Genomic DNA, 26,622 nt, shown 5'->3' with positions numbered 1-26,622 from the left:
TGTGCCGAATTCGTTTCGGCACACGCTGTTTTCCACGACAGCGGAAAGTAACGAATGTCTGCACCCGCTTTGGCCGATGTGACCCTCCTCGCGAGCGGATCCATCAAGTTCGATCTGTCCGGCGTCGCCGATCAATTCTGGCGGCTCACCGTCGAAGGACTGACCTACGGCTCGATCTATGCCCTGGTCGCGGTCGGCTACACACTCGTCTACGGTGTGTTGCGCCTGATCAATTTCGCCCATTCAGAAGTATTCATGCTCGGCACCTTCGGCCAGTTGGTCGGATTGATGGTGTTCGGATTCGCGGCGAGCGGTGATACGTACTCCCAGGGTGTCGGACTGACCGTGGTCTACCTCGCAGCGGCCATGGTCTTCGGCATGCTGGTCTCCGGCGCGGCCGCGGTGGCGCTGGAGCGGGTCGCGTACCGGCCACTGCGCAAACGCGGCGCGAAACCGCTGATCTTCCTGATCACCGCGATCGGAATGTCGTTCGTCCTGCAGGAATTCGTGCACTACATCCTGCCCAAGCTCACCGGCAACAAGCTCGGCGGCACCAACGCGCAGCAGCCGATCCAACTGGTGACGCCCACCGAGCAGTTCAAGTTCTTCGGCGCGTCGGTCACCAATGTCGCGCTGGTGATCGTGCTGGCCGCGGTGGCGCTGGCGCTCACCACCGAATTGCTGATCAACCGCACCAAATTCGGGCGCAGCATTCGCGCGGTGGCCCAGGACCCCGACACGGCGACGCTGATGGGCGTCTCCCGGGAGCGGGTCATCATGCTGACCTTCCTCATCGGCGGTGTGCTGGCGGGCGCCGCCGCGCTGCTGTACACGCTCAAGATCCCCAACGGCATCATCTACAACGGCGGATTCATCCTGGGCATCAAGGCTTTCAGCGCCGCGGTGCTGGGCGGTATCGGCAACCTGCGCGGCGCGCTGCTGGGCGGGTTGCTGCTCGGCCTGGCCGAGGACTACGGCCAGGTGCTCTTCGGCGATCAGTGGCGTGACGTGGTCGCGTTCGTGGTGCTGGTCGCGGTGCTCATGGTCCGGCCCACCGGCATTCTCGGGGAGAGCCTGGGGAGGGCGCGCGCATGACCGACACGAAAACGGCTCCCGCACCGCAGGGCTCGCCCGCGGGACGCGGCGTCGGCGACGCCATCCGCACCTGGTGGGCCGGGCTCTCGCGACCGGCGCAGTGGGCGTTCGGCATTCCGGCGGTCATCGTGCTGGCCGCGCTGCCGCTGTTCAAGCTGCCACTGCTGGACACGCCCGGCACCAGTTTCGGCGGGGTGATGGCGCAGTTCGCCATGTACGCGCTGATCGCCATCGGCCTGAATGTGGTTGTCGGACAGGCGGGTCTGCTCGACCTGGGCTATGTCGGCTTCTACGCGGTCGGGGCGTACTCGGTCGGCCTGCTGACCAGTCCGAACAGTCCGTGGAATCAAACCAATGGCGGCTGGCTCGATCCGCAGTGGGCGTGGCTGGCGTGCGTGCCGATCGCGATCCTGGCGACCGCGATCTCGGGTCTCATCCTGGGCACGCCGACGCTGCGTCTGCGCGGCGACTACCTGGCCATCGTGACCCTCGGCTTCGGTGAGATCGTCCGGCTGCTGGCCGACAATCTGCCCGAGATCACCAATGGCAGCCTCGGCCTGTCCCGCATCCAGTACCCGCATGTCGGCGAGTCCGACACCCATCCGGGCGGCTACTTCTCCTCCGGCAATCTCGGTGACGTGCACACCTGGAATGTGCTGGACCGGGCCAACTCCGGCACCTGGTGGTACTGGCTGGGCATCGTCCTGGTGGTCGCCGTGCTCATGCTGGTCGGCAATCTCGAGCGCAGCCGGGTGGGCCGCGCGTGGGTCGCCATCCGGGAGGACGAGGACGCGGCCGAGATCATGGGCGTGCCCACCTTCAAGTTCAAGCTGTGGGCGTTCATGATCGGCGCGGCCATCGGCGGCCTGTCGGGCGCGCTGTACGCGGGTCAGGTGCAGTACGTGAATCCGCAGGGGTTCAACGTCATCAACTCGATGCTGTTCCTGTGCGCGGTGGTGCTGGGCGGGCAGGGCAACAAGCTCGGCGTGATCGTCGGCGCGTTCCTGATCGTGTACCTGCCCAACCGGTTCATGGGCGTGAACGTGGGCGGGCAGTCCCTCGGCGACTACAAGTATCTGTTCTTCGGTCTCACGCTGGTGGTCGTGATGATCTTCCGGCCGCAGGGGCTGTTCCCGGCGCGGCAGAAACTGCTGACCTACGGGCGGCAGGTGTATCGGGCGGTGCGACGGCCCGCGGTGGCCGCGCAGACGACGGGAGCTGGACAGTGACGGGGCCGGGCGACGCGCTGTTCGACAACGAGGACATGGCGGCCGGGTACGCGCGGCCTGAGGTCGAGCCCAGCGCGGGCATGCTCGACGTCACCGAGGTGCTGCCCGTCTACAAGGACCCCGAGGTGGTCGCGGAAGTCGTTGCGCCGCATCGTGACATCGAGACCGAGGTCGGCGCGCCGCTCTTGCGCACCGACGGGCTCACCATGCGGTTCGGCGGCCTCACCGCGCTCGACAATGTGAGCTTCGAGATCCGCCGCGGCGAGATCCTCGGACTCATCGGGCCCAATGGGGCGGGCAAGACGACCTGCTTCAACGCCATCTCCGGGGTGTACCGCCCGTCGGACGGCACGGTCTACTTCGACGGCAAGCCGCTGACCAAGACCAAGCGCAACGAGATCACCCGGCTGGGCATCGCGCGCACCTTCCAGAACATCCGGCTCTTCGGGGAGATGACCGCGCTGGAGAACGTGGTCGTCGGCGCGGACGCCCGGCACAAGACCTCGGTCCCGGGCGCGCTCTTCCGCACCCCGCGGCACCGCGAGGAGGAGAGGGACGCGCTCGAGCGGGGCATGGCGCTGCTGGAGTACGTCGGCATCGCGGCGCACGCGGTCGAGAAGGCGCGCAACCTCTCCTACGGCGATCAGCGCCGCCTGGAGATCGCCCGCGCGCTGGCGACCGAGCCGAAACTGCTGTGCCTGGACGAGCCCGCCGCCGGGTTCAATCCGAGCGAGAAGTCGGCGCTCATGGATCTGATCCGCAAGATCCGCGACGACGGCTACACGGTGCTGCTCATCGAGCACGACATGCGACTGGTCATGGGCGTGACCGACCGCATCGTGGTGCTGGAATTCGGCCGCAAGATCGCCGACGGGTTGCCGGAGCAGATCCGCCAGGATCCCGCGGTGATCAACGCCTACCTGGGCGTGCCCGACGAGGCCGACGCCGAGTCGGCCGAGGACGCCGCCGAGGCGCGAAGCATTGCCGCCGAACCGGTTCCGGACCTCATCAAGCAGGCGCCCGGTTCCGCAGCACCCGCCACCTCGACCGGCGAGCCGCTGCTGACCGTCGAGGACATGGTCGTGAACTACGGCAGAATCCAAGCGCTGCACGGCATCTCGCTCGAAGTCGGTCAGGGTGAGCTGGTCACCCTGTTGGGCGCGAACGGCGCGGGCAAGACCACCACCATGCGCGCCCTGTCGGGCCTGCTGCCGCTGACCCGCGGCCGCATCATGTTCCAGGGCCGCGACATCACCCGCATGAAGGCCCACGAACGTGTGGTGGCGGGGCTGATCCAGGCTCCCGAGGGCCGCGGCGTCTTCCCGGGCATGACGGTCCAGGAGAACCTCGACATGGGGTGCCACGCACGGCCGTTCGCGTCCAAGGCGGACTACGCGACAACCTTGGACTGGGTCTTCGAGCTGTTCCCGCGCCTGCTGGAGCGCCGCCGCCAGGTGGGCGGCACCCTCTCCGGCGGCGAGCAGCAGATGCTGGCCATCGGCCGCGCCCTCATGGCCCGCCCGCAGCTGTTGCTGCTCGACGAGCCGTCGATGGGCTTGGCCCCCATGGTGATCCAGCAGATCTTCCGGATCATCGCCGACATCAACGCCCAGGGCACCACGGTCCTGCTGGTCGAACAGAACGCCCAGCAGGCCCTGACCCGCAGCGACCGCGCCTACATCCTGGAAACCGGCGAGGTGACCAAGACCGGCGACGGCCGAGCCCTGCTCACCGACCCCGCCGTCAAGTCCGCCTACCTCGGCGTCGGCTGACCCCACCCACCCCGAAAAGCATTCGGGCCGGTCACCTTCCGGTGACCGGCCCGAACCTTCAAGCAGGGGCGACAGGAATCGAACCTGCAACCTGCCGCTTTGGAGACGGCTGCTCTGCCAATTGAGCTACACCCCTTGGCGGGGGCAACGCTACCAGGTAGCGGGTCCTGGGTGAAATCGGTTTCGCTGACCTGGGGCGACGGGCCGAGTATGCCCGCTGCCCACGGATGTCGGGGGCGGTACCTAGACTCTTGCGGGTGACCCCTGCCTCTACTGATCAGCGCCCTGTTGCCGCGTCCGTGTCGCCGTCCGGGGAGCAGCCGACCCTGTTGCTGCTGGATGGGCATTCGCTGGCCTATCGGGCGTTCTACGCACTGCCGGCGGAGAACTTCAAGACGCAGAGTGGGCAGACCACGAACGCGGTGTACGGGTTCACGGCGATGTTGATCAATCTGCTGCGGGACGAGAAGCCCACGCATGTGGCGGCGGCGTTCGACGTGAGCCGCAAGACGTTCCGGACCGAGGCGTACCCCGAGTACAAGGCCAATCGGGCCACGACGCCGGACGAGTTCAAGGGGCAGGTGGAGACCACCCAGGAAGTGCTGGGTGCGCTGGGGATTCCGGTGATGGCCATCGAGGGGTACGAGGCGGACGACGTCATCGCCACCCTCGTCACGCAGGCCGTGCCGGAGGGGTTCAAGGTGCTCATCGTGACCGGCGACCGGGATTCGCTGCAGCTGGTCAACGACGACGTCACCGTGCTCTACCCGAAGAAGGGCGTCTCCGAGCTGACCCGGTTCACCCCGACCGCGGTGGAGGAGAAGTACGGGCTCACCCCGGCGCAGTACCCGGACTTCGCGGCGCTGCGCGGCGACCCGAGTGACAATCTGCCGGGTATTCCGGGCGTGGGGGAGAAGACCGCGACCAAGTGGATCCGCGAATACGGGGATCTGGCCACGCTGGTCGACCAGGTGGACAAGGTGAAGGGCAAGGTCGGAGACGCGTTGCGCGCCAACCTGTCCAGCGTCGTGCTGAACCGGCAGCTCACCGAGATGGTGAAGACCGTGCCGCTGCCGTACACCCCCGAGCAGCTGGCCATGCAGCCGTGGGATCGGGACAAGATCCACCGCCTGTTCGACGAGCTCGAGTTCCGCGTCCTGCGCGACCGCCTGTTCGACACCCTGGCCCCGGTGGAGCCCGAGGCCGAGTCCGGGTTCGAGATCAGCGGCAGCGCGCTGGCGGCGGGCACCGTCGCCGCCTGGCTGGCCGAGCACGCCGGACCCGGTGCGCGGCACGGGGTTTCCGTGGTCGGCAACGGCTCACCGGTCACCGGTGACGCCCAGGCCGTCGCGCTGGCCGCCGCCGACGGCGAGGGCGCCTACATCGATGTCCACACGCTGACTCCCGAGGACGAGAAGGCGCTCGGCGCATGGCTCGCCGACCCGGAGATCCCGAAGGCGCTGCACGAGGCCAAGAACGCCATGCACGCCCTGCGCGGTCGCGGCTGGCGGCTGGCCGGGCTCACCAGCGACACCGCGCTGGCCGCCTACCTGATCCTGCCGGGCCAGCGCACCTTCAATCTGGAGGACCTGTCCCTGCGCTATCTGAGCCGGGAACTGCGCGTCGACAATGCCGGGGAGACCCAGCTGTCGCTGCTCGACGACGAGGACGAGGTCGACGCCGAGGTCGCCAACGCCCAGATGCTGCGCGCCCGAGCGGTTTACGACCTCGCCGACGCCTTCGACACCGAACTCGAGCGCATCGAATCCACCGCGCTGCTGCGCGATATGGAACTGCCGCTGCTGAGCGTGCTGGCCGACCTGGAGGCCGCGGGCGTCGCGGTCGACTCCGCTCAGCTCGAGCAGCTGCAGCGCGAGTTCGCCGACCGCGTCGCCGAGGCCGCCGAGGCGGCCTACGGCGTCATCGGCAAGCAGATCAACCTGGGCTCGCCCAAGCAGCTGCAGGTGGTCCTGTTCGACGAGCTCGACATGCCGAAGACCAAGCGCACCAAGACCGGCTACACCACCGACGCGGACGCGCTCGAGGGCCTCTACGAGAAGACCCAGCACCCGTTCCTGCAGCACCTGCTCGAGCACCGCGACGCCACCCGCCTCAAGGTGACCGTCGACGGCCTGCTCAAGTCGGTCGCCGACGACGGCCGCATCCACACCACCTTCAACCAGACGGTCGCCGCCACCGGCCGCCTGTCCTCGACCGAGCCGAACCTGCAGAACATCCCGATCCGCACCGACATGGGCCGCCGCATCCGCGACACCTTCGTCGTCGGCCCCGGCTACGAGTCGCTGATGACCGCGGACTACAGCCAGATCGAGATGCGGATCATGGCCCACCTGTCCAAGGACGAGGGCCTCATCGAGGCCTTCAACTCGGGTGAGGACCTGCACAACTTCGTCGCCTCCAAGGCCTTCGACATCCCGATCGCCGAGGTGGAGCCGGAGCTGCGCCGCCGCATCAAGGCCATGTCCTACGGCCTGGCCTACGGTCTGTCCGCGTACGGCCTGTCCCAGCAGTTGAAGATCAGCGCCGACGAGGCGAAGGTCCAGATGGACATCTACTTCAACCGTTTCGGCGCCATCCGCGACTACCTGCACGACGCCGTCGATCAGGCCCGCAAGGTCGGCTACACCGAGACCCTGTTCGGCCGCCGCCGCTACCTGCCGGACCTGGATTCCAGCAACCGGCAGCGCCGCGAGGCCGCCGAGCGCATGGCCCTCAACGCCCCCATCCAGGGCACCGCGGCCGACATCATCAAGGTCGCCATGATCGACACCCAGCAGGCGATCCGGGCGGCGGGCCTGAAATCGCGCATGCTGCTCCAGATCCACGACGAACTCGTCTTCGAGGTCGCCGCGGGGGAGCGGGAGCAACTGGAATCGCTTGCGCGCGAGCACATGTCCAATGCCATCGAACTGTCGGTGCCGCTGGAGGTGTCGGTGGGCGTGGGTCGCAGCTGGGATTCGGCCGCGCACTAGGGAACTCGACACGCACTCGCGAGTCGCGCGACACGCGGACGGCCCGCACCGGGTTTCGGTGCGGGCCGTCCGCGTCTCGGACGCCGTCCGCGCGCGCTTGGGCACCCGCTCGCCACCCGCTGTACGGGTTGCCGGAATTGCGTCGACCTGGGGATGTTCACGAATCGGATGTTTGCCGGGCCCACAGTGTTTGCTCGCGGCCGCGCCGGAGGCCGTGTGGCGCCCGTCGCATTGGCGGTGACCTGCGACGAAGTTACTCGTGGGTCCCTCACGAATGTGGTTGCCATTGCGTGAGCGTCCCCCTATGCTCGACCCCGTGCCGAATCCCGCCAACAGCCGCAGCGCAGCGCTCGATGTCGCAGACCGCGACCGCGCAGCGCTTATTTCGCTTACCGCGAATGTGGCCGGCGATCGGGTACTCGTAGTTCTCCGCCGTAGCGGGGTCTGATTCGGACCGGCCCCTCGCTGCGGCCGATGAAACTTTCTTTTGCTGGTCCCCTCTGTCAATTCTTCGGAAGAAGTCGGGAAGACCTAGTTCAATGACCATCACCCTGGATACCGCCATGTTCATCGCCGCCGCCCCCGCGAGCCTGCGGGCCGAATGCGCCGGACTGACCCCCGCCGAGTTCCATGACCGCTACTGCGACCCGATGGGCCCGGTCAAGCTCAGCGACTGGACGCCGATCGGCGACCGCGCCGGTACGGCCACCCTCGAAATCGCCTCCCACCTGCGCACCGTCGTGGCGACCGGCAGCCCGGTGGCCGCGCTCACCTCGGCGCTCTACGACGAGGGCTACCCGGTGGAGATCCTCGCCTTCCACCAGCGCCGCACTCAGGACGGCACCGCCACCTTCGTGCAGTGCGAGTTCAACGGCCGCCGTGGCTGGGGCGCCGCCCTCGCCGACGACGCCGCCGAGTCGACCATCCGCGCCATGATCGCGGGCATCAACCACCTCGGCTCGCACTTCTGATCCCTCCGTGAAAAGCGAAGCGCCGCAACTCCTTCGGGAGTCGCGGCGCTGACGCTGCGGCGGGAGGCGGCTACTTGGCGGATTCCTGCTCGGCGAGCTGCTTGCGCACCTCGTCCATGTCGAGGGCCTTCACCTGGGTGACCAGATCCTCGAGCGCGGCCGGGGGCAGCGCGCCGGGCTGCGCGAAGACCAGCACGCCCTCGCGGAACGCCATGATGGTCGGGATGGAGCGGATGTTGGCCGCGGCGGCCAGTCCCTGCTGATCCTCGGTGTCGACCTTGCCGTGCACCACGTCGGGGTGGGTTTCGGACGACTTCTCGAAGGTGGGGGCGAAGCTGCGGCACGGACCGCACCACGAGGCCCAGAAGTCGACGAGAACCACGTCGTTACCGGTGACTACCTCGTCGAAGTTCTGTTCGGTCAGGGTCTGGGTGGCCATGGCTTCCTCTCGTATCGATGTCCCCGGTCCAACACCGGGCCCTGCGGTTATCTTCCCCGCGTCACCGGGCGGGCCGGTCACCGGCGGTCACCGACCATTCGGCGCGCCGGTCACCGTCCCACCGGCGGATACCCTCCACGGTAGCCCGCACGTCCTTGTCCCAGCCCACCGCGCCCAGCGCGGCGTCGAATTGGCCCGGTTTCAGCCGGCGGGCGAGGGTGACATGCGGGGTCCAGCTGTCGGGCCGGACATTGCCGGGGATGCCGGGGCAGTCGGCGATGACCCGGAACAGCCTGTGCTGCAAGGAGATCAGCGGTTCGGATGGCACCACCGCCCGAACCAGCACGGCGGCACGGGATCCGAAGACCAGCAGTCCGCCCAGGCGCACCGGGAACGGCCGGAAGTCCTGCTGCGCCAAGACCTTGTCCAGCCGGGGCCAGATCTCGGAGGCCACCGCGATGGTGATGTGCGGCCGGTACCAGGGCCCGGGGGTGTGCAGGCCGAGTTCGCTCAGCGCCGCCCACTGCCGCCGCACCGCGGCCTCGGACGCCTCGTCGAGCACCAGTTCCACCGATTGCACCATGGTGTCCTGAACTTACGCGCGATCCCCGTCCAGGTCTCGAAACAGGCGTGGCAGCGTGTGCCGGAGCACGACGGCGGCGGGGCTTGCGCGAGGATGACTGCCATGAGCGACAGCGACACTCGAATCCGGCTCGGCGTGCTGGAGGGTGACGGCATCGGCCCCGAAATCGTCCGCGCCACCCGGCATGTGGTCGACGACGCCTTCGAGACCACCGGCCTGCCGCCGGTGGAGTGGGTCCCGCTGCCGCTGGGGCACGAGGCGATCGAACAGTACGGCGACCCGGTGCCCGAACAGACGCTCGCCGCGCTGGCCGAACTCGACGCCTGGATCATGGGCCCGCACGACAGCGCCTCCTACGCGCCCGAACACCGCACCGGCCTGCCGCCCGCGGGCGCGGTCCGCAAGCGCTTCGGTCTCTACGCGAACATCCGCCCGGCCCGCAGCCTCGAAGGCGTGCGCGCACTGGCCCAGGACATGGATCTGCTGATCCTGCGGGAGAACACCGAGGGCCTCTACGCCGACCGCAATATGGCCGCCGGTTCCGGCGAGTTCCAGCCGTCGCGGGATGTCGCGCTGTCGGTCGGCGTGTTCACCCGGGCCGCGATCGAACGCATCGCGCGACTGGGGTTCGAGATCGCGTCGGAGCGTTCGAAGAAGCTGACCGTGGTGCACAAGGCCAATGTGTTGCCCATGACCATGGGCATGTTCCGCGACATCTGTTATGAGGTGGCCGCGGACTACCCGGACGTGGAGATCGACGACGAGCACGTGGACGCGGCGGCCGCGCATCTGGTCCGCGCGGCCCGCGACTACGACGTGATCGTCACCGAGAATCTGTTCGGCGACATCCTGTCCGATCTGGCGGGCGAATTGAGCGGTTCGCTCGGTATGGCCGCCTCGGTGAACTGCTCCGATACCCAGATCATGGCGCAGGCGGTACACGGCGCGGCCCCGACCCTGGCGGGGCGTAATCGCGCGAATCCGGTGGCGCTGTTCGGCTCCGCGGCGGCGATGCTGCACTGGATGGGTCGCACCCAGCGCTACAGCGCGTTGCGCCGGGTCGGCGACCGCATCGAACGCTCGGTTGCTGATACGTTGCGGGCTGGTGTTGCAACGTCCGATTTGGGTGGGCTAGCCTCTACCTCCGAATTCACCGAGCAGGTGCGCGCACGGCTGCACCGCTGGTGAGCGCGCATTCCGGGCCGGGCGTGTTCGGCCCCGCTCTGGCGTGTCGCCGATTAATCTTCGGTTACCGGCCGACGCGGACGGTGTCACTCGCTTACATTTCAAACGGCGGGCGACCCACGGATGTCGCGCACCCGAACTGTGGAGGACTGCTGTGTCTGTTCGTAACTCTTTTCGCGGGCGTGCCCTGCGAGCCGCTGTCGTCGTCGCCGGTGGCGCTCTCGCACTGACCGCGTGTACCAGTAATTCGGAGTCCAGCGGTCCCGAGGTGGCCAAGGTCGACGTGGCCAAGGTCGACACCATCGCGGCCAAGGTGCCCTCCGACATCAAGTCCTCCGGCAAGCTGACCGTCGGCGTCAACGTTCCGTATCAGCCCAACGAGTACCGGGATCCGTCCAGCGGCAAGATCGTCGGCTTCGACGTCGACCTGATGGACGCGGTCGCCAAGGTGCTGGGCCTGAACGCGGACTACAAGGAAGCCGACTTCGAGAAGATCATCCCCTCCATCGAGGCCGGCACCTACAACCTCGGCATGTCCTCCTTCACCGACAACAAGGAGCGCGAGGCCACCGCCGACTTCGTCACCTACTTCTCCGCGGGCAGCCAGTGGGCCCAGCAGAAGGGCAAGACCGTCGACCCGGACAATGCCTGCGGCAAGCGAGTCGCGGTGCAGCGCACCACCGTTCAGGACACCGATGAGATCCCGGCCAAGTCCAAGGCGTGCGTCGCCGCGGGCAAGCCGGAGATCCAGAAGGTCGCCTACGACGAGCAGTCCGCCGCCGCCAACGCGCTGGTCCAGGGCCAGGTCGACGCCATGTCCGCCGACTCCCCGGTGACCGCGTACGCGATCAAGCAGGCGGGCGACAAGATCGAGCCCGCGGGCAAGATCTTCGATTCCGCGCCGTACGGCTGGCCGGTCAAGAAGGGCTCCACGCTGGCGCCGGTGCTGCAGGAAGCCGTGCAGTACCTGATGGACAACGGCCAGTACAAGAAGATCGCCGACAACTGGGGTGTCCAGGAGGGCGCGATCACCAAGTCCGTCATCAACGGAGCCAGCTGACCTCCTATGTCGCAGGACACGAACCACCTCTCGATGCCGGTCGAGAGCTCCGAGCCCGAGCCGATCAAGGCGATTCCGCTGCGACGGCCGGGCCGGTGGATCGCCGCCGCGATCATCCTGATCGCCCTGGCCCTGTTCCTCTGGGGCGCCAAGACCAACGAGGCCTACCACTGGAACACCTACTTCAAGTACCTGGGTGACAAGCGAATCGCCCAGGGCGCGTTGGTGACTCTGGAACTGACCGTGCTGGCCATGCTGATCGGCGTGGTGCTCGGCGTGCTGCTGGCGGTCATGCGCCTGTCGCCGAACCCGGTGCTGCGCTCGGTGGCGTGGGCGTATCTGTGGATCTTCCGCGGGACGCCGGTCTATGTGCAGCTGGTGTTCTGGGGCCTGTTCCCGTCGCTGTACAAGACCGTCACCGTGGGTGTGCCGTTCGGGCCGTCGCTGGCGCACTTCGATGTGCAGCACTGGTCGGCGCCGTTCTTCTTCGCCATGATCGGCCTGGGGCTCAACGAGGCCGCCTACATGGCCGAAATCGTGCGCGCCGGAATCAATTCGGTGGGCGAGGGGCAGCGCGAGGCGTCGGTGGCGCTGGGCATGTCGTGGTCGCAGACCATGACCCGTACGGTGCTGCCGCAGGCCATGCGGGTGATCATCCCGCCGACCGGCAACGAGCTCATCTCCATGCTGAAGACCACCTCGCTGGTGACGGCCATTCCGCTCACCACCGACCTCTACGGCCGGGCCCGCGACATCTACAGCGTGAACTTCCAGCCGATCCCGCTGCTGCTGGTCGCCGCCACCTGGTATCTGGCCGTCACCAGCGTGCTCATGATCGGCCAGTACTACCTGGAGCGGTACTACTCGCGCGGTTCCTCCCGGCAGCTGACCGCGAAACAGTTGCGCGCCTTGGCCCAGGCGCAGGTCGCCGGCGGAACGGGATAGGTGAACATGTCCGAGGATTCGATGTCGTTCTCCAAGGAATCCACGCCGCTGATCGACGGCTCGCTGCCGCCCTCGGCGGTGCCGATGGTGCGCGCCGACCGGGTGTGCAAGAGCTTCGGCGCGCTGAACGTGCTCAAGGGCATCACCCTCGAGGTGAAGCGCGGCGAGGTGCTGTGCCTGATCGGCCCGTCCGGTTCCGGCAAGTCCACCTTCCTGCGCTGCATCAACCATCTCGAGCGGGTCAATGCCGGACGCCTGTACGTGGACGGCGATCTGGTCGGGTACCGCGAGAAGAACGGCAAGCTCTACGAGCTGCACCCGCGCGACGCCGCCAAGCAGCGCCGCGATATCGGCATGGTGTTCCAGCACTTCAACCTGTTCCCGCACCGCACAGCGCTGGAGAACATCATCGAGGCGCCGACCCAGGTCAAGAAGCTCAAGCGGGCCGACGCGGTGGCCCGCGCCCGCGACCTGCTGGCCCGAGTCGGCCTGGCGGACAAGGCCGACGCCTACCCCGCCCAGTTGTCGGGCGGTCAGCAGCAGCGTGTCGCCATCGCCCGCGCCCTGGCCATGGACCCCAAGCTGATGCTCTTCGACGAGCCCACCTCGGCGCTGGACCCGGAGCTGGTGGGTGAGGTGCTCGGTGTCATGCGGGAACTCGCGGCCTCGGGCATGACCATGGTGGTCGTCACCCACGAGATGGGTTTCGCCCGCGAGGTCGCCGACCAGCTGGCCTTCATGGACGGCGGAGTGGTCGTGGAGGCGGGCGATCCGCGCGAGCTGCTCGCCAACCCCCAGCAGGACCGGACCAAGGCGTTCCTCTCACGAATCCTCTAGGTCCGCAACGAGATCAGGGAGCCCTCGGTACGGGGGCTCCCTGATCCGCTATGTGCGGAGGAACTCCAGTACGGGCGCGGTCTGACCGAGGATGGCGTGGCCGACGCCCGGGAGCACCCGGGTGGTCGCGTTCGGGATGGATTGCTGCGCGCGGCGGGCGGTGTCGGCGGACTTGAACATGACGTCGTCCGCGCCCACGATCACCAGGACCGGCATCGGGAGGGCGCTCAGCTGCGCGTCGGTGAAGATGGGCAGTTTGCCGGTGCGCGGGTTGAAGTGGGTGAAGGTCAGCGTCACGTCGTCGAGGATCTCGGCGTGGTCGGTGAGGTTCAGGCCGGTGACGATGGCGGCCGAGCGGCGCAGGTCGTGGTTGCTGAACAGGTGATCGAGCAGGTTCTTGAAGATCCAGCCGTAGCGCTGCTTGCCGATCCCGCCGGGGCACAGCAGCGCCAGCTTGGTGACGGCGTCGGGCCGGCGGACTGCGTAGTCCAGGGCGGTCCAGCCGCCCAGTGACATGCCGACGAAGGCCGCCGCGGAAACGCTCAGTCCGGCAAGGACATCGTCGAGCCACGACGCGACCGCGTCCGAGCCGAGCACCGGGCGGGACTCGGCGCTGCCGCCGGGCTCGCCCACCATGTCGACGGCGTAGACGCGGAAATCGGTTGCCCAGGAGGCGATGTCGCCGAGCCAGGTGGCGGAGTTGGCCCCGGACCCGTGCAGCAGGATCACCGGTGGCGCGTCCTTCGGGCCGGAGGCCAGCACGAAGGTGTCGCCCTCCCGGGTCGGAATGTGCAACTGCTCCACCGCGACCGGCCAGCGGCGCACCAGTTCCTGATAGCGGGCCTGGATGGCGGCCCGTCCGGCCTCGGACTTGTAGATCGCGTTCACGACGCGAGAACTCCTTCCATGTATTCGAGCAGCCGGGCGGTATCGCCCAGGCCGCCGACGAGAATGACCTTCAGCCGGGCGCGTTCGCGGTCGTAGAAGGTCTGCACCCGCAGCGGTTGCCCGTCTCCGGTGTGGGTGCCCGCCGCCGCGGTCAGCAGCGTGCTCACCCGGTCGGCGATCGAGGGATCCGCGGCGTCGACCTCGACGATGCTGGACACCTCCGAATACCGTTGCGGGGCAGTCGATCCGGCCTCGGGTGCGGGCAGGCCGGTGAAGGCTTCCAGATCGGCCCGGGTGATGCGGTACTGCTTGCCGATGCGGGTGGCGGGCAGCTTTCCTTCGCGCACGTACCCGCGGACAGTGCGCACGTGCAGGCCTAGGCGTTCGGCGACTTCCTCGACGGAGTAGAGACGATCGGTCATGAAAACTACCCTAACGTTCCCTGTGTGGAGTAGCAATAGGGAAGTTTGGGTAATTATGTGATGGCACTTACGTGGAGCCGTCAAGTCAACTACAGTTTGTAGTAGATATTCGGTCGCACCGTTGGGAGGCGGCGACATGGCGATGACGGCGACAGGGGAGCGTCCGGTGGCGCGGGCGCGAGGAAGCTTTCTGCAAGGGGCGGTATTCGTGGTCGGAGTCGTCCATATCGTGTGGGCGATCGTGGGCTGGATCGCCGAACCCAGCTTCGCGATGGGCGAACACGCCCCGGCCACACCGGTTCTCGGCATGGACTACAACGGCTGGCACGGGCTCGCGGGCCTGCTGCTGTTCACCCCCGCGCTGCTCGCCGCCCTGCGCAGGCGCTGGGCCGCCTGGTACTGCGTGATCGCCGCTGTCGGAGGCGGATTCGTGGTCGGGATCTGGGCGCTGTTCGCGCACAGCGTCGTGATGTTCAGCTTCCCGAATCACCGGAGCGACGCCATCGAGCACATCGTGACCGGTGTCGTACTGCTGGCTCTGGTCGGGATTCAGGCCGTGCGGGACCGCGGTCTGCGAGCCGTATTCGCCTGACCCGGCGACTTCCAGCTCGCGAGCGCGATACGGAGTTGGCCGAGCAGGACTTTCGTGGCCGGGCTCAGGGGCCGCTCGGTGCTCCACGCCAGCACCAGGCGGCCGCACATCGCCGGATCGATCTCCAGGGTGCGGATACCGAGGCGAGCGGCCTCCTCCGCCGGAATTCTCGGAATGACGGCGATGCCGAGGTCGTGGGCGGCCAGCCGGATGAGCAGCGGGGGTGCGGCGGCCTCGAACGCCACATCGGGTACCAGAGAGGCCGCGGCGCAGGCGTTTTCGAGTAGTGCGCGCAACCCGGTTCCGGTGGGCAGGCAGATGAGCGGGTGCTGGCACAGTTCGGCCAGGGTGATCCGGGCGCCGAAGCCCTCGGCCGCCGCGGGCACGGCCGCCACGATGGTGCTCTCGTAGATGAGCTCGGTGCCGATGCTCGGGTCCAGATCCTCCGAGATGGAGAGCAGGCCGATGTCCAGCTCGCCGCGGCGCAGAGCGCCGTACATGGCGTCGGAAGTGTCCTCGGTGAGGGAGATGCCGATCTGCGGGTGATCGCGGTGGAAGTCGGACAACACCTGCGCGATGTCGATCTCCTCGCCCGCCGCGCCGGAGATCAAGCCGACCCGCACATGCCCGCGCAGCAGGCCGGTGAACTCGTCCACGGCGTGGGTGATGCGCTCGACATGTTCGAGGGCCGCGCGGGCGATCGGCAGCACCGCCTCGCCGACCGGGGTGAGCGTGACCGAGCGGCTGGTCCGATCCAGCAAGGGTTGTCCCAGTTCGCGTTCCAGCCGGCGGATCTGCGCGCTGAGGCCGGGCTGGGCCAGGTGCAGGCGGGCCGCCGCGCGGGTGAAGTTCGCTTCCTCGGCGACCGTGACGAAGTAGCGCAGCTGACGCAGTTCCATAACTGATGATTCTAGCTTCGAGAAGAACTATCTGTTGGAGTTATTGTTCCGAGGCGAGCAGGGTGGGAGGCATGACGAAGACAGCGATCACCGAACTGCCCGCCACCACCGGACCCGTCTTCCAACCCGGCGACACCGGCTATGACGCCGAGATCGCCGGGTTCCAAACCGCTTACACCCACCGGCCCGCCGTCGTGGTGGCCGCGGCTCACGCCGAGGACGTCCGCGCCGCGGTGGAATACGCGGCGCGGCACGGACTTCCGGTCGCCGTGCAGGCCACCGGGCACGGCCTGTCGGTCGCCACCGACGGCGGCGTGCTCATCACCACCCGCCGCCTCGCCGACATCCGCGTCGACGCGGACGCGCGCACCGCCCGCATCGGGGCGGGCGTGCGGGCCGGAGCCCTGATCGAGGCGGCCGCCGCGCACGGACTGGCGCCGCTGAACGGCTCCTCGCTCTCGGTCGGTGTGGTCGGTTACGTCCTCGGCGGCGGCATCGGCATTCTGGCTCGCGAATACGGTTACGCCGCAGAGCATGTGCGGGCCGTCGAGATCGTCACCGCCGACGGTCGCCTGCGCCGACTGACGCCCGGGGACGAGCTGTTCGGCGCGGTGCTGGGCACCGGCGGCAACTTCGGCGTGGTCACCGCGCTGGAACTGGACCTGCTGCCCGTCACCCGGGTCTACGGCGGCCAGTTGCAGTTCGACACCGCGCTGGTCGCCCCGGCGCTGCAGGCCTGGCGCCGGTGGACCCGGCAGGCGCCCGAGACCGTCACCTCGGCCATCACCATGCTGACCTTCCCCGACCTCCCGCAGGTGCCCCCGCACCTGCGCGGGCGGTACGTGGCGACCATCAATATCGCCTTCACCGGCACCGAGGCCGAGGGCGAGCGCCTCGTCGCGCCGCTGCGCGCGGTCGGGGAGCGCGTGACCGACGACCTGCGGATGATGCCCTACACGGAAAGCCATGCCATCTACCGGGATCCCGATCACCCGCACGCCTACACCGCCACCAACGCGCTGCTCTCGGATCTGCCCGCCGATGCCGCCGACGCTTTCCTGGCGGCGACCGGACCCGAGGCCGCGCCGCCCACGGTGGCCGGATTCCGGCACCTCGGCGGGGCGCTGAGCCGCCCGGGCCCGCACGGAATCTCGATGGACCACCGCGACGCGCGGTACATCGCGCGGGTGCTGGCCATGCCGCGGCCGGACAACGCCGATGCGGTGCGCGATCAGCTGGCGCTGGCGCGAAAGACGGTGCGGCCGTGGACCGTCGGTCACAACCTCAACTTCCTCTACGGCAGTGGTGACCAGGCCGACGAGGCGCAGACCCGCGCCGGGTACAGCCCCGCCACCTACGACCGGCTGGCCGCGCTCAAGACGAAGTACGACCCCGCCAACCTGTTCCGCAACAACCGCAATATCCGCCCGAATTGATCGGCCGGCACCCGAAACCATGTGCCCCGCCGCACCTTTGCGCGGCGGGGCACGCTGCTTTTCACGCTTGCCGCGCCGGCGCGGCCGCGCTATCGTCGTGATATCACTTCGATACTAGGAGAGTGTCATGGAGATGCGTCGGGCCTTCCGGTTGAACGGGTTCCTCCTGCTGGGGGTCTTCATCCTGCTGGTGGTCGGAATCGTGCTGGAGTCGCACGCGCTGAGCAGCGGCGGCGCCACCGGAGGTGCGCGGACCGTCATCGGCGTCGCGCTGGCGGTCACCATCCTGGCCGCGGTGCTCGCCGCCAGCGGCTTCATCACGGTGAATCCCAACCAGGCCAAGGTGATCCAGTTCTTCGGCCGCTACATCGGCTCGGTCGACGAGTCCGGCTTCCACTGGGTGACCCCGCTGTCCAGCCGCCGCGGCATCTCGCTGCGCATCCGCAACTTCGAGACCCAGAAGCTGAAGGTCAACGACCTGGACGGCAACCCGGTCGAGATCGCCGCGGTCGTCGTCTACCAGGTGGTGGACAGCTACAAGGCCGCCTTCGCCGTCGACGACTACGAGGACTTCGTGCGCACCCAGTCCGAGACCGCTGTCCGGCACCTGGCCACCACCCACCCGTACCAGACCGACGACGCGAGCACCTCGAGCCTGCGCGACGGCGCGGAGGTCGCGGGTGAACTGACCGCGGAGCTGCGCGCCCGCACCGAACTGGCCGGCATCGAGATCATCGAGGCCCGCATCACCCACCTCGCCTACGCGCCGGAGATCGCCCAGGCCATGCTGGTCCGCCAGCAGGCCGCTCAGGTGGTCGCCGCTCGCAGCCGCATCGTCGAAGGCGCGGTCGGTATGGTCGGCATGGCGCTGGACCGGCTCGCGGAACAGGGCGTGGTCGACCTGGATGAGGAGCGCAAGGCGGCGATGGTGTCCAATCTGCTGGTCGTGCTGTGCGGGGACCGCTCCGCCGCACCCGTGGTCAACGCCGGCACCCTCTACGCCTGATGTCCGCCGCCAAACGCGAGCCGAAACGCGTGCTGCTGCGCCTGGACCCGGCCGTCCACGACGCCATCGCCAAATGGGCGGCCGATGACCTGCGCAGCATCAACGCCCAGATCGAGTACGCGCTCCGGATGGCTCTCAGACAAGCGGGCCGCGAACCCAAATAGTCACGACACCGGTTCGGCACTGTCGATCCGGTAGCCCCCCGGACGGGACCAGCCGCGCACGCCGCGGCTCGGTCCCGTTCCGGCTGTCGGGTCCGTCGGTCTCAGTTCGCTTTTTCGGTGACGAAAATAGCTGTGCCGGGGAAGATCTCGCCCCGGAGGGGGCTCCACTGGCCCCATTCGCGGTCGAGCCATTCGGGCCAGTCGGGTTCGATGATGTCCTTCACGATCAGCCCCGCGGCGACGATCTCGCGGACGCGGTCGCCGATGGTGCGGTGGTGCTCGACGTAGGTGGGCTCGCCGTCGGGGCCGACCTCCACATAAGGGGTGCGGTCGAAATAGGGGATGGTGGCGCGCAGGCCGCCGGGGCCCGGATCGTCGGGGAAGATCCAGCGCATGGGGTGATTGACGGAGAAGACCCAGCGGCCGCCGGGACGCAGGACGCGGTGGACTTCACGCATCACCCGGGCCGAGTCGGCGACGAAGGGAACCGCGCCGAAGGCCGAGCAGGCCAGGTCGAACGATTCGTCGGCGAACGGCAAATCCTCGGCTCCCGCCTGGATCAAAGGGACGCGGGGTCCGCCCGCCGCCATCGCGGCCAGACCGCGGTCGAGCATGGAACGGGAGATATCGAGGCCGACCGGGTGCGCGCCGTGCGAGGCGAGCCAGCGCGAGCAGGGTGCCGAGCCGCAGCCGATCTCCAGGATCCGCTTGTCCTCTATATCACCGAGCAGATGCCAGTCACCCTCGTGCAACCCCTCCGGGCACCACACGAACTCGCCGGCGGGGGAGTCCACGCCGAGGAAGTCGGCGTGCGTCTCGTGATAGGCCGCCGCGTCGGCGTCCCACCACTTGCGGCTGGCGCGCTGACTCGACTCCGAATCGACCTTGGCGCGGGTCACTCCCACCGTGCCGAGCAGGGTATTGGCCTGGGCGTGCCGGACGTCGTCGGGGGTGGCAGAGTGATCTTCGGACATGGGCACACCCTAGCGAGGCTTGCGATGAGACCCATGTTTGCTTGGTACAACACCCGTCGCGTACGCTGTTTTCCGCGAGTGTCTTCTGTACCCGGTTTCTCGAGACCGCGTAGAGCAGATAATCGTGCTGTGAGTCCGCAAGCTGTCTTTGGAAGTTACAGCCACGGCAGCGTTGTGCAACGTTAGATCCATTGCCCGCTGTTCGCAGCAAAACCGAAAGTCCACATGTCCACTACCGACCACAATCCGTCCGGAGCCTCCCAACACATGCCCACCACTGTCACCTCGCCGCAGGTTGCCGTCAACGACATCGGCACTGCCGAGGACTTCCTCGCCGCCATCGACAAGACCATCAAGTACTTCAACGACGGCGATATCGTCGAAGGCACGATCGTCAAGGTCGATCGCGATGAGGTCCTTCTCGACATCGGTTACAAGACCGAAGGCGTGATCCCGTCTCGCGAACTGTCCATCAAGCACGATGTCGACCCCAATGAGGTCGTTTCCGTGGGCGATGAGGTCGAGGCCCTCGTTCTCACCAAGGAGGACAAGGAAGGCCGCCTGATCCTGTCGAAGAAGCGCGCTCAGTACGAGCGGGCTTGGGGCACGATCGAGGAGCTCAAGGAGAAGGACGAGGCCGTCAAGGGCACCGTCATCGAGGTCGTCAAGGGCGGCCTGATCCTGGACATCGGTCTGCGCGGCTTCCTCCCGGCGTCGCTGGTCGAGATGCGCCGTGTCCGCGACCTCCAGCCGTACGTCGGCAAGGAGATCGAGGCCAAGATCATCGAGCTCGACAAGAACCGCAACAACGTGGTCCTGTCGCGTCGCGCCTGGCTCGAGCAGACCCAGTCCGAGGTCCGCAGCGAGTTCCTGCACCAGCTGCAGAAGGGCCAGGTCCGCAAGGGTGTGGTCTCCTCCATCGTCAACTTCGGTGCCTTCGTGGACCTGGGTGGCGTGGACGGTCTGGTGCACGTCTCCGAGCTGTCCTGGAAGCACATCGACCACCCGTCCGAGGTTGTCGAGGTCGGCAACGAGGTCACCGTCGAGGTTCTCGACGTCGACCTGGACCGCGAGCGTGTCTCCCTGTCGCTCAAGGCGACCCAGGAAGACCCGTGGCGTCAGTTCGCCCGCACCCACGCGATCGGTCAGATCGTGCCGGGCAAGGTCACCAAGCTGGTTCCGTTCGGTGCGTTCGTGCGCGTCGAAGAGGGCATCGAGGGCCTGGTGCACATCTCCGAGCTGGCCGAGCGCCACGTCGAGGTCCCGGACCAGGTTGTCGCCGTCGGCGACGACGCCATGGTCAAGGTCATCGACATCGACCTCGAGCGTCGCCGGATCTCGCTGTCGCTGAAGCAGGCCAACGAGGACTACACCGCCGAGTTCGACCCGTCGAAGTACGGCATGGCCGACAGCTACGACGACCAGGGCAACTACATCTTCCCCGAGGGCTTCGACTCCGAGACCAACGAATGGCTCGAGGGCTTCGAGAAGCAGCGTGAGGAGTGGGAGACCCGGTACGCCGAGGCCGAGCGTCGCCACAAGATGCACACCGCTCAGATGGAGAAGATGGCCGCCGACGCCGCCGCCGAGGCTGCCAACGGTGGACCGCAGAACTACTCCTCGGAGTCCGGTTCGCAGGCTGCCGCTTCGTCCTCGGACGCGCCGGCCGGTGGCTCGCTCGCGAGCGATGCGCAGCTGGCCGCGCTGCGTGAGAAGCTGTCGGGCAACGCCTGATTCGCTGATCCGCGCTAAGCGATAACGAAAGTCCCCTGGTCCTCGACCAGGGGACTTTCGTTTACCAGCGGTTCGCTGGGCTGTCATGATGCGCGGGTTGGATACGAACTGGACGTGCGACCGATCCGTGTCGGCGCCGTCCCTTCACTGTCACTTCTAGCGGGAAGGCACCACCGGAGCATGGGCGTGTTCGCCGGAGTCAACAGGCGGGAATTTCTGGCGAAAGCCATGGCAGCGGGCGGTGCCGGCGCGCTGGCGTCGGTCGCCGGACCGATCATCGAAAAGGCTTACGCCGCAGACCCGGCGGGCATGGGCGGCCTCGGCGACATCGAGCACTTCGTGTTGCTCATGCAGGAGAACCGCTCCTTCGACCACTACTTCGGCACCATGTCCGGCGTGCGCGGGTTCGACGACCCGTCCCCGGCCTGGAACCAGTACGGCTACACCCCCGGCGTCGGCCCCACCGCGGACGGCTTCCTCAACCCGTTCCGCCTCGACACCACCCGCGGCGCCAGCCTCGACGGTGAGTGCATCAACGACCCGGACCACAGCTGGGCGGCCATGCACAAGGCGTGGAACGACGGCCGCAACGACGGCTGGATGCCCATGTCGATCGCCTCGGTCGGCCCCGGAAACGCGCCCGCCGCAATGGGTTACTACACCCAGGCCGACATTCCGGTGCACTGGGACCTGGCCAATGCCTTCACCCTGCTCGACAACTACCACTGCTCGGTGCTCGGCCCGACCGACCCCAACCGGTTGTATTGGATGTCGGCCACGATCGACCCCGAGGGTCACAACGGCGGCCCGCTGCTCGAGACGCCGACCCTGATCCCGCAGAACGCCTACAGCTGGCGGACCATGCCGGAGAACCTCTCCGATGCCGGCGTCAGCTGGAAGATCTACAACAACCGAGACGTCGGTCCGCTGTCGTCGGTGATCCTGGACGGCATGATGGGCTGCTTCAAGCAGGCCGCCGACCCGAATTCCGAACTGGCCCGGCGCGGTAAGGCACCGGCGTATCCGCAGGACTTCGCCGCCGACGTCGCCGCCAACCAGCTGCCCGCAGTGTCGTGGGTGATCCCGTCGCTGCTGAACTGTGAACACCCGGCGCTGCCACCGGCTTTCGGCGCGGTCGGCATCATGCAGGTGCTCGACATCCTCACCTCCAACCCGGCGGTGTGGGAGAAGACCGCGCTGATCATCAGCTACGACGAGAACGGCGGCTTCTTCGACCACGTCACCCCGCCGACCGCGCCCGCGGGCACGCCGGGGGAGTACGTCACGGTGCCGATCGACAAGAAGCACGAGGGCATCACCGGGCCGATCGGTCTCGGCTACCGCGTACCGGGCCTGGTCATCTCGCCCTACAGCCGGGGCGGCCTGGTCGCCTCGGAGACCTTCGACCACACCTCGCAGCTGCGACTCCTGGAGCGCCGCTTCGGAGTCGACGTGCCGAACCTGACCGCGTGGCGGCGCAGCGTCACCGGTGACATGACCTCGGCCTTCGACTTCGGTTCCGGCCCCGATGCGTCCAAGCCCGTGTTCGCCCCGGCGGACCGGAAGGTCAACGACGCCATCGCGCAGTGCGGTCCGAATATCGCCCTCGGGACCGCGACCGTCGGCACCCCGTACCCGGTGCCGCCGAACTCCATGCCCCGTCAGGATCCCGGCACTCGGCGCAAGCCCAGCGGCCTCGTGTAATTCCGCTGCCGCGTAAGGAGACACGCGCACAACACAGTGGCTCGGTCCGGTTCGGACCGAGCCACTGCGTATGTATGTGGCGAATCAGGGAGCGGTGCTGGAGATTCCGGCGGAATCAGCCGACGGTGGCAGGCACCCAGCGGCGGACGACGCCGGACTCGGGTGACTGTTTTCGCCTGGCGGTCGCGCTGTGCCGGGCCGGGCTGAACAGCGCGGTCAGCCAGGACCGTCCGTGCTCGGCGAGAGCGGCTGCGACGGCGGGGATCTCGATGCAATGCACGGTGCCCGCCAGGCCCAGACGGTGGCGACCCGTCTGGAGGTTCTTGGTGCTCACTGATGTTCCTTCTCTTGCGTGTTAACCGGCCTGAAGATCGCCTGCGGCGAACGATAGCCGAACAAAAGTGTGCGTCACCGAATTTTGCGGGGCGTGTGCCCCGGCGTGTCGGAATGTTGCCGACAAACGGTCGGGATTGGCCGGAAAAGTTGCGAAATGATCTCACCGGCATCACGGAACGGGCAAGGACTGTGCTTGCAGGTGAAACGACCGGGTCGAGCGGGTAATCCTGACGGGCCGAGTAACCCTGGCACGCGCCGGAACCGGCGGCGGTGCGAGACTGGTCGAATGTTGCGAATCGGTCTCACCGGAGGCATGGGCGCGGGCAAGTCCACCGTGGCCCGCATTCTCACCGAGCGTGGAGCCGTGCTCGTGGACAGCGATGTCATCGCGCGCGAGGTGGTCGCCCCCGGCACCGAGGGCCTGGCCGCCCTGGCCGCCGCGTTCGGCGACGACATCCTCGCCGCCGACGGCAGCCTCGACCGGCCCGCTCTGGCGGCCAAGGCCTTCGCCACCGACGAGGCCCGCGCCACCCTCAACGGCATCACCCACCCGCTGGTCGGCAAGCGCACCGCCGCGCTCATCGCCGCCGCGCCGGCCGACGGCATTGTGGTGCAGGACATTCCGCTGCTGGTCGAGAACGGCCTGGCGCCGTTCATGAATTTGGTGGTCATCGTGGACGCCGCCGAGGAGACCCGGGTGCGCCGCCTGGTTGAGTTCCGCGGCATCGACGAGGCCGACGCCCGCGCCCGCATCGCCGCCCAGGCCACCGACGCCCAGCGCCGCGCCACCGCCGACGTTCTGCTCGACAACAATGGCGCGACCGGCCTGATCGACGCCGAGGTGCACCGGCTGTGGGACGAGCGCCTCGTGCCCTTCGAACGCAATCTGCGCACCCGCACCCCCGCCGCGCGGCCGGAACTGCCCGTGGTGGAAGCGAATCCGGAATGGCCCGCGCAGGCGCGGCGGGTGATCGCCCGCCTCGCGCTGGCGTGCGCGGCCGACGCGGCGAGCATCGAACACGTCGGGGCCACCGCCGTGGCCGGCAAGCCCGCGGCCGACGTCCTCGACATCCGGATCACGGTCGCGGCCGGGGTGGACCCGGAGTCGCTCCGGGATCGCTTGGCGGACATCGGTTTTCCGCCGGTCGCCGCGAATGATCCGCTGGCAGCGGGCGTCGAGCTCGCGGCGGGGGAGCGGCTGCACGCCAATGCCGACCCGGGCCGTACGGTCAACCTGATCATCGGCGCCTAGCCGACGAGAAGGGCCGTCGGCACCCCTCGGTGCGGACGGCCCCTGGTTTCTCGGTCTACATCCAGGTGAGCGTGATGCCCTGGGCGGCCAGCCAGCCCTCGAAACTGTGTCCGTGCGCGGCGATTCCGTCGATGGTCGCCGTGGCGGACTCGATGGCCTGCTGGGCCTCGGCCAGGGTCAGGTAGTCGGCGGCGTGGGCGGCCAGCAGCTCGTCCACGTCGAGTAGCTCCACCTCTCTGCCCTGCCGCACCACCAGATCCAGGTAGTGGTCCACCGACTTCCACCGCTTCGGCCCGACCTGCGCGAACTCGCCGATGTCGATGTAGTAGTCCTGGTCGCGCAGATGCGCGGGGGTGAAGTGGAAGACGGTGGCGCGCAACGACACCGTGGGCAGCAGCCAGGATTCGATGTAGTGGAACTCGGGATGGTCCGAGGTGCGGGCCATGTACAGCCCCCACGGCTCCACCTGGTAGCGCTCCACCTGCCGCACGAAACCCTTGGGATCGATATTGGTGAGCTCGTCGATATTGAAGTACTCCACCTTGGGTCGGTGCAGATCCACCGCGGGCGCCCGAGTCATGTCATTCAGCATCGCGTGTCGAGCGGCGGTCGTCCAGGGGAGCGGGGGTGGCATCGCTCGCAGATTGCTGGAATCCGGTGCGGAGCGGGGCGAATATTCCGAAAACTCTATTTGAAGCGAGCGTGTTTCGCTATGGTTCGGTTGCGCTGTATCGTCGCGCACGACGACCCGCCGTTTCGTGGGCGGGGCCTCAACCGTAAGGGAATACCTGCATGAGCGAACAGAAAACCCGTGCCCGCCGGGTCGGCATGGGCCTCACGACCTTCGGCGCGGTGGCTGGGACCATCGTCCTGGCCGCGCCCCAGGCCGGTGCGTGGCCGACCGGCCTCGAGGTTTCCGGCACCAGCCACAATGTCGGCTGCTCCTACACGCTGACCGCGTCCATCGACGTCGACCGGCTGCTGTCGGTGGCCTTCCGTGACAACGGCGCCGAGCTGCCGGGCAGCCCGGTCACCCCGTCGCTGCTGAGCGGCAAGGTCACCATCAACTGGACTCCGAGCACCGCGGGCAAGCACACGCTGACCGTGACCCAGACCCTGATCTCGAAGTCGATCGACGTCGACGTGGCCGAGGCCAACCCGCTGACCAGCACCGGCAGCGTCGGCTGCGGCCTGAGCAGCGGCTCGAGCAGCCTGTTCCCGAGTCTGTCGGGCGGTCTGAACGGCCTGCTGCCGAGCATCTCCGGCTAGTCGGAGGGCGGAGATACCCGCAAGACCTCGCCCGGTCCGGATCCATCCGGACCGGGCGTTCGCGTTCCCGGGGTCAGAGCCAGGTGAGGGTGACGCCCTTGGTGGCGAGCCACCGGTCGACATCGTGCCCGCAGGCGCCGAGGCCGTCGACCACGGCGGCCGCCCGCTCGATGGCCCGGTGGGTCTGCGCGGTGTCGAACTGCCCGGCCGCGTGCGCGGTCAGCAGGTCGTCGATGCCGAGCAGTTCGGGCGCGCGGCCGGGCCGGGCCACCACGTGTAGGTAGTGACTCTCGGCGCGCCACTTCTTGTCCTCGCACGGCCCGTACTCGCCGATGTCGAGGTAGTGGGTCTGGGTCCGATCGTGGCCCGGGCGCAGGTGATACACGGTGGCGCGCAGCGACAGTTCGGGCAGCAGCCAGGACTCGACGTAGTGGTACCGCGGATTGTCCACTGTCCGTTCGATATACAGACCGAACGGTTCGGCCTGTAAACGCTCCACGGGGTGCAGAAACCCGCGATAATCGGTCCACGAGAGATCCGCGAGATTGAAATACTCGAGTCTGGGGCGATGCGGGGACACCGCGGGGGTGTCGTCGGTCGTCCGGTGCGGGCGCGCGCCATTGGTGGAATTCCGCTGTGGCGTAAACAAACCGGTCATCGCCATGCCTTCTCTCGAATCGTGCGACCAGCGAGCTCAGAGTACACCTGGAACCTGGGATTCAAACCGTCGTGAACGGACTGAGATCTACGCGACACCGATCGGCGTGGACGGTCTGAAATCCGTTGGGGTAACGGTCAATTCAGACATTAGAAGTCCTTTACCGAAATGAGTACCGG

The 26,622-nt window shown here is 67.8% G+C and carries 25 protein-coding genes, 1 tRNA gene and 2 pseudogenes; 18 read left to right on the top strand and 10 right to left on the bottom strand.

Annotation, left to right across the window (positions count from 1 at the left end):
• The first annotated feature begins 54 nt into the window (after positions 1 to 54).
• From ACFRAQ_RS33505 to ACFRAQ_RS33490, 4 genes and pseudogenes are all read left to right on the top strand, one after another.
• A complete protein-coding gene (locus tag ACFRAQ_RS33505; RefSeq protein WP_357285862.1) occupies positions 55 to 1,095 on the top strand; it encodes a branched-chain amino acid ABC transporter permease in 1,041 nt (346 codons plus the stop codon).
• Positions 1,092 to 2,324 (top strand): branched-chain amino acid ABC transporter permease, encoded by a 1,233-nt coding sequence (locus ACFRAQ_RS33500; protein ID WP_379106887.1) that lies wholly within the window; start codon positions 1,092 to 1,094, stop codon positions 2,322 to 2,324. Before ACFRAQ_RS33505 ends, ACFRAQ_RS33500 begins: the two co-directional genes overlap by 4 nt.
• A 35-nt stretch (positions 2,325 to 2,359) precedes the next feature.
• Positions 2,360 to 3,247, top strand: a pseudogene (locus tag ACFRAQ_RS33495) (ABC transporter ATP-binding protein); the annotation flags it as partial.
• A gap of 153 nt (positions 3,248 to 3,400) precedes the next feature.
• Positions 3,401 to 4,096, top strand: a complete 696-nt coding sequence (locus tag ACFRAQ_RS33490) for an ABC transporter ATP-binding protein (RefSeq protein ID WP_379106981.1) — start codon at positions 3,401 to 3,403, stop codon at positions 4,094 to 4,096.
• A gap of 63 nt (positions 4,097 to 4,159) precedes the next feature.
• On the opposite strand, the gene ACFRAQ_RS33485 is transcribed toward ACFRAQ_RS33490, so the two are convergent.
• Positions 4,160 to 4,232, bottom strand: a tRNA-Trp gene (locus tag ACFRAQ_RS33485).
• A 121-nt stretch (positions 4,233 to 4,353) separates the two neighbouring features.
• Here ACFRAQ_RS33485 and polA point away from each other — a divergent pair.
• On the top strand, positions 4,354 to 7,089 hold the full coding sequence (gene polA / locus ACFRAQ_RS33480; RefSeq protein WP_379106885.1) for a DNA polymerase I: 2,736 nt from the start codon (positions 4,354 to 4,356) through the stop codon (positions 7,087 to 7,089).
• 539 nt (positions 7,090 to 7,628) lie between these two features.
• The gene (locus ACFRAQ_RS33475) at positions 7,629 to 8,060 is read left to right on the top strand and encodes a 2-keto-3-deoxygluconate kinase (RefSeq protein ID WP_379106883.1); all 432 of its coding nucleotides are present in this window, start codon (positions 7,629 to 7,631) and stop codon (positions 8,058 to 8,060) included.
• A 70-nt stretch (positions 8,061 to 8,130) separates the two neighbouring features.
• Here ACFRAQ_RS33475 and trxA read toward each other — a convergent pair whose 3' ends face one another.
• Positions 8,131 to 8,499 carry a thioredoxin gene (gene trxA / locus ACFRAQ_RS33470; protein WP_357097888.1) on the bottom strand — a complete coding sequence of 123 codons (369 nt, stop codon included), beginning with the start codon at positions 8,497 to 8,499 and terminating at the stop codon, positions 8,131 to 8,133.
• A gap of 61 nt (positions 8,500 to 8,560) precedes the next feature.
• Positions 8,561 to 9,082 (bottom strand): 2'-5' RNA ligase family protein, encoded by a 522-nt coding sequence (locus ACFRAQ_RS33465; protein ID WP_379106881.1) that lies wholly within the window; start codon positions 9,080 to 9,082, stop codon positions 8,561 to 8,563.
• A 102-nt stretch (positions 9,083 to 9,184) separates the two neighbouring features.
• Here ACFRAQ_RS33465 and ACFRAQ_RS33460 point away from each other — a divergent pair, with 102 nt between their 5' ends.
• The 4 genes from ACFRAQ_RS33460 to ACFRAQ_RS33445 all read left to right on the top strand — a co-directional run bounded on the left by ACFRAQ_RS33460 (position 9,185) and on the right by ACFRAQ_RS33445 (position 13,109).
• Positions 9,185 to 10,270 carry an isocitrate/isopropylmalate dehydrogenase family protein gene (locus tag ACFRAQ_RS33460; protein WP_379106879.1) on the top strand — a complete coding sequence of 362 codons (1,086 nt, stop codon included), beginning with the start codon at positions 9,185 to 9,187 and terminating at the stop codon, positions 10,268 to 10,270.
• 151 nt (positions 10,271 to 10,421) lie between these two features.
• Positions 10,422 to 11,327, top strand: a complete 906-nt coding sequence (locus ACFRAQ_RS33455; RefSeq protein ID WP_379106877.1) for an ABC transporter substrate-binding protein — start codon at positions 10,422 to 10,424, stop codon at positions 11,325 to 11,327.
• 6 nt (positions 11,328 to 11,333) lie between these two features.
• Positions 11,334 to 12,272: an amino acid ABC transporter permease gene (locus tag ACFRAQ_RS33450; RefSeq protein ID WP_379106875.1), complete on the top strand. Its 939-nt coding sequence runs from the start codon at positions 11,334 to 11,336 to the stop codon at positions 12,270 to 12,272.
• Between the two features lie 84 nt (positions 12,273 to 12,356).
• Positions 12,357 to 13,109: an amino acid ABC transporter ATP-binding protein gene (locus tag ACFRAQ_RS33445; protein WP_379106979.1), complete on the top strand. Its 753-nt coding sequence runs from the start codon at positions 12,357 to 12,359 to the stop codon at positions 13,107 to 13,109.
• Between the two features lie 48 nt (positions 13,110 to 13,157).
• Here the strand turns inward: ACFRAQ_RS33445 and ACFRAQ_RS33440 are convergent, their stop codons facing one another.
• Positions 13,158 to 13,997 (bottom strand): alpha/beta fold hydrolase, encoded by an 840-nt coding sequence (locus tag ACFRAQ_RS33440; protein ID WP_379106873.1) that lies wholly within the window; start codon positions 13,995 to 13,997, stop codon positions 13,158 to 13,160.
• Positions 13,994 to 14,419, bottom strand: a complete 426-nt coding sequence (locus ACFRAQ_RS33435; protein ID WP_379106871.1) for a helix-turn-helix domain-containing protein — start codon at positions 14,417 to 14,419, stop codon at positions 13,994 to 13,996. The genes ACFRAQ_RS33440 and ACFRAQ_RS33435 overlap by 4 nt, the downstream gene beginning before the upstream one ends.
• A gap of 136 nt (positions 14,420 to 14,555) precedes the next feature.
• On the opposite strand from ACFRAQ_RS33435, the gene ACFRAQ_RS33430 reads away from it, so the two are divergent.
• Positions 14,556 to 15,011, top strand: coding sequence for a DUF4383 domain-containing protein (locus ACFRAQ_RS33430; protein ID WP_379106869.1), 456 nt, complete (start codon positions 14,556 to 14,558; stop codon positions 15,009 to 15,011).
• On the opposite strand, the gene ACFRAQ_RS33425 is transcribed toward ACFRAQ_RS33430, so the two are convergent.
• Positions 14,969 to 15,910 carry a LysR family transcriptional regulator gene (locus tag ACFRAQ_RS33425; RefSeq protein WP_379106867.1) on the bottom strand — a complete coding sequence of 314 codons (942 nt, stop codon included), beginning with the start codon at positions 15,908 to 15,910 and terminating at the stop codon, positions 14,969 to 14,971. The two genes, ACFRAQ_RS33430 and ACFRAQ_RS33425, sit on opposite strands and share 43 nt — an antisense overlap.
• A 71-nt stretch (positions 15,911 to 15,981) precedes the next feature.
• Here ACFRAQ_RS33425 and ACFRAQ_RS33420 point away from each other — a divergent pair, with 71 nt between their 5' ends.
• The 3 genes from ACFRAQ_RS33420 (at position 15,982) to ACFRAQ_RS33410 (ending at position 18,516) form a co-directional block, all read left to right on the top strand.
• Positions 15,982 to 17,346 (top strand): FAD-binding oxidoreductase, encoded by a 1,365-nt coding sequence (locus ACFRAQ_RS33420; RefSeq protein WP_379106865.1) that lies wholly within the window; start codon positions 15,982 to 15,984, stop codon positions 17,344 to 17,346.
• A gap of 127 nt (positions 17,347 to 17,473) precedes the next feature.
• On the top strand, positions 17,474 to 18,352 hold the full coding sequence (locus tag ACFRAQ_RS33415; RefSeq protein WP_379106863.1) for an SPFH domain-containing protein: 879 nt from the start codon (positions 17,474 to 17,476) through the stop codon (positions 18,350 to 18,352).
• Positions 18,352 to 18,516 (top strand): hypothetical protein, encoded by a 165-nt coding sequence (locus tag ACFRAQ_RS33410; RefSeq protein WP_357097856.1) that lies wholly within the window; start codon positions 18,352 to 18,354, stop codon positions 18,514 to 18,516. The genes ACFRAQ_RS33415 and ACFRAQ_RS33410 overlap by 1 nt, the downstream gene beginning before the upstream one ends.
• Positions 18,517 to 18,617: 101 nt before the next feature.
• Here ACFRAQ_RS33410 and ACFRAQ_RS33405 read toward each other — a convergent pair whose 3' ends face one another.
• Positions 18,618 to 19,490 carry a class I SAM-dependent methyltransferase gene (locus tag ACFRAQ_RS33405; protein ID WP_379106861.1) on the bottom strand — a complete coding sequence of 291 codons (873 nt, stop codon included), beginning with the start codon at positions 19,488 to 19,490 and terminating at the stop codon, positions 18,618 to 18,620.
• 267 nt (positions 19,491 to 19,757) lie between these two features.
• Here ACFRAQ_RS33405 and rpsA point away from each other — a divergent pair, with 267 nt between their 5' ends.
• Positions 19,758 to 21,224, top strand: coding sequence for a 30S ribosomal protein S1 (gene rpsA / locus ACFRAQ_RS33400; RefSeq protein ID WP_357285909.1), 1,467 nt, complete (start codon positions 19,758 to 19,760; stop codon positions 21,222 to 21,224).
• A gap of 180 nt (positions 21,225 to 21,404) precedes the next feature.
• Complete coding sequence (locus ACFRAQ_RS33395; RefSeq protein WP_379106858.1) at positions 21,405 to 22,928, top strand: phospholipase C; 1,524 nt, start codon at positions 21,405 to 21,407, stop codon at positions 22,926 to 22,928.
• 115 nt (positions 22,929 to 23,043) lie between these two features.
• Here the strand turns inward: ACFRAQ_RS33395 and ACFRAQ_RS33390 are convergent, their stop codons facing one another.
• Complete coding sequence (locus ACFRAQ_RS33390; RefSeq protein ID WP_379106856.1) at positions 23,044 to 23,262, bottom strand: hypothetical protein; 219 nt, start codon at positions 23,260 to 23,262, stop codon at positions 23,044 to 23,046.
• 288 nt (positions 23,263 to 23,550) lie between these two features.
• Here ACFRAQ_RS33390 and coaE point away from each other — a divergent pair.
• Positions 23,551 to 24,495, top strand: a pseudogene (gene coaE, locus ACFRAQ_RS33385) (dephospho-CoA kinase); the annotation flags it as partial.
• Positions 24,496 to 24,571: 76 nt separating this feature from the next.
• Here coaE and ACFRAQ_RS33380 read toward each other — a convergent pair.
• Entirely contained in the window at positions 24,572 to 25,072 is a 501-nt protein-coding gene (locus ACFRAQ_RS33380) for a DUF402 domain-containing protein (protein WP_379106976.1), read from the bottom strand.
• Positions 25,073 to 25,308: 236 nt separating this feature from the next.
• Between ACFRAQ_RS33380 and ACFRAQ_RS33375 the strand changes: the two genes are divergently transcribed.
• Entirely contained in the window at positions 25,309 to 25,785 is a 477-nt protein-coding gene (locus ACFRAQ_RS33375; RefSeq protein ID WP_379106854.1) for a hypothetical protein, read from the top strand.
• A gap of 73 nt (positions 25,786 to 25,858) precedes the next feature.
• On the opposite strand, the gene ACFRAQ_RS33370 is transcribed toward ACFRAQ_RS33375, so the two are convergent.
• The gene (locus ACFRAQ_RS33370; RefSeq protein ID WP_379106851.1) at positions 25,859 to 26,443 is read right to left on the bottom strand and encodes a DUF402 domain-containing protein; all 585 of its coding nucleotides are present in this window, start codon (positions 26,441 to 26,443) and stop codon (positions 25,859 to 25,861) included.
• Positions 26,444 to 26,622 lie beyond the last annotated feature (179 nt).

It is taken from the genome of Nocardia sp. NPDC056611 (genome assembly GCF_042792755.1).
Lineage (GTDB): Bacteria > Actinomycetota > Actinomycetes > Mycobacteriales > Mycobacteriaceae > Nocardia.
This window is presented reverse-complemented; position numbering and strand designations above follow the sequence as displayed.

Coding starts and splice junctions, on each gene's coding strand:
- ACFRAQ_RS33490 (WP_379106981.1), top strand. CDS start 3,401: ATGGTCGTGAACTACGGCAGAATCCAAGCGCTGCACGGCATCTCGCTC.
- ACFRAQ_RS33375 (WP_379106854.1), top strand. CDS start 25,309: ATGAGCGAACAGAAAACCCGTGCCCGCCGGGTCGGCATGGGCCTCACG.
- rpsA (WP_357285909.1), top strand. CDS start 19,758: ATGCCCACCACTGTCACCTCGCCGCAGGTTGCCGTCAACGACATCGGC.
- ACFRAQ_RS33465 (WP_379106881.1), bottom strand. CDS start 9,082: ATGGTGCAATCGGTGGAACTGGTGCTCGACGAGGCGTCCGAGGCCGCG.
- ACFRAQ_RS33415 (WP_379106863.1), top strand. CDS start 17,474: ATGGAGATGCGTCGGGCCTTCCGGTTGAACGGGTTCCTCCTGCTGGGG.
- ACFRAQ_RS33500 (WP_379106887.1), top strand. CDS start 1,092: ATGACCGACACGAAAACGGCTCCCGCACCGCAGGGCTCGCCCGCGGGA.
- ACFRAQ_RS33505 (WP_357285862.1), top strand. CDS start 55: ATGTCTGCACCCGCTTTGGCCGATGTGACCCTCCTCGCGAGCGGATCC.
- ACFRAQ_RS33430 (WP_379106869.1), top strand. CDS start 14,556: ATGGCGATGACGGCGACAGGGGAGCGTCCGGTGGCGCGGGCGCGAGGA.
- ACFRAQ_RS33395 (WP_379106858.1), top strand. CDS start 21,405: ATGGGCGTGTTCGCCGGAGTCAACAGGCGGGAATTTCTGGCGAAAGCC.
- ACFRAQ_RS33370 (WP_379106851.1), bottom strand. CDS start 26,443: ATGACCGGTTTGTTTACGCCACAGCGGAATTCCACCAATGGCGCGCGC.
- ACFRAQ_RS33460 (WP_379106879.1), top strand. CDS start 9,185: ATGAGCGACAGCGACACTCGAATCCGGCTCGGCGTGCTGGAGGGTGAC.
- ACFRAQ_RS33420 (WP_379106865.1), top strand. CDS start 15,982: ATGACGAAGACAGCGATCACCGAACTGCCCGCCACCACCGGACCCGTC.
- ACFRAQ_RS33405 (WP_379106861.1), bottom strand. CDS start 19,490: ATGTCCGAAGATCACTCTGCCACCCCCGACGACGTCCGGCACGCCCAG.
- trxA (WP_357097888.1), bottom strand. CDS start 8,499: ATGGCCACCCAGACCCTGACCGAACAGAACTTCGACGAGGTAGTCACC.
- ACFRAQ_RS33435 (WP_379106871.1), bottom strand. CDS start 14,419: ATGACCGATCGTCTCTACTCCGTCGAGGAAGTCGCCGAACGCCTAGGC.
- ACFRAQ_RS33425 (WP_379106867.1), bottom strand. CDS start 15,910: ATGGAACTGCGTCAGCTGCGCTACTTCGTCACGGTCGCCGAGGAAGCG.
- ACFRAQ_RS33475 (WP_379106883.1), top strand. CDS start 7,629: ATGACCATCACCCTGGATACCGCCATGTTCATCGCCGCCGCCCCCGCG.
- ACFRAQ_RS33410 (WP_357097856.1), top strand. CDS start 18,352: ATGTCCGCCGCCAAACGCGAGCCGAAACGCGTGCTGCTGCGCCTGGAC.
- ACFRAQ_RS33450 (WP_379106875.1), top strand. CDS start 11,334: ATGTCGCAGGACACGAACCACCTCTCGATGCCGGTCGAGAGCTCCGAG.
- ACFRAQ_RS33445 (WP_379106979.1), top strand. CDS start 12,357: ATGGTGCGCGCCGACCGGGTGTGCAAGAGCTTCGGCGCGCTGAACGTG.